This is a genomic window from Roseomonas sp. KE2513, assembly GCF_016107305.1.
GTDB lineage: Bacteria > Pseudomonadota > Alphaproteobacteria > Acetobacterales > Acetobacteraceae > Roseomonas.
This window is the reverse complement of record NZ_RCVR01000176.1, coordinates 1-638: the sequence shown is the minus strand read 5'-3', so window position 1 is coordinate 638 and position 638 is coordinate 1. Positions and strand designations below refer to the sequence as shown.

The following is a 638-nucleotide window of genomic DNA, read 5'->3' as shown; positions in this document are numbered from 1 at the left end:
CGGCGGGCGCCGAGCACCGAGGCAATCGCCCCCAGCAGCATGATCCCGAAGACCGCGAAGGCGCCCTTGGCGGCCCCGGAGGCAGCGGCATCGGCCGCGCTGCGTGCCTTCTCCTCGGCCTGCTGCGCCGCCTGCGTCGCCCGCTGCTCGGCCTGCTGCACCCGCGCCTGGGCGTCCTGCGGGCTGAGGTTGTACTCGGCCGCGACGAGCTGGTTCAGACGGTCACGGTCCTCGGCCGAGAGCTGGCCCTCAGTCACCCGCCGGGTCACCAGTGTCCCCATCTCGGCCTTGCGCTGGTCCGAGGTCATACCGGCCGGAGCCCCACCGCCGCTGAGCGCGCCCTGGACCCGATCCACCAGACCCTGGGCCGCGTTCTGCAGCGTGCCCGTATCCGTGCGGTTCGCGGCCTGCTGGCCGACGGCGGACACGGCCGAACCAGCCCCATTCGCGACACTGCCCACCAGGCTGGATGCACCTGACGCGGCGGTCGAGGCAATGCCGGAGACGAGGTTGCCCAGCAGCACTGCGGAGATGAGGAAGGTGGTGCCCCAGACCGCCAGGCCGTGCAGCGTGCCGTCGGTGTTGTCGGAGGTGCCCGACAGCCGCGCGGCGACGTAGCCGCCCACGGCAAGGCCGAT

1 protein-coding gene is annotated in these 638 nt (G+C 72.9%); it reads right to left on the bottom strand.

Annotated elements, in window-relative coordinates; genetic code table 11:
- Positions 1–638 (bottom strand): hypothetical protein (locus D9599_RS30820; RefSeq protein ID WP_198385147.1); only part of this gene is annotated, 638 nt, incomplete at both ends.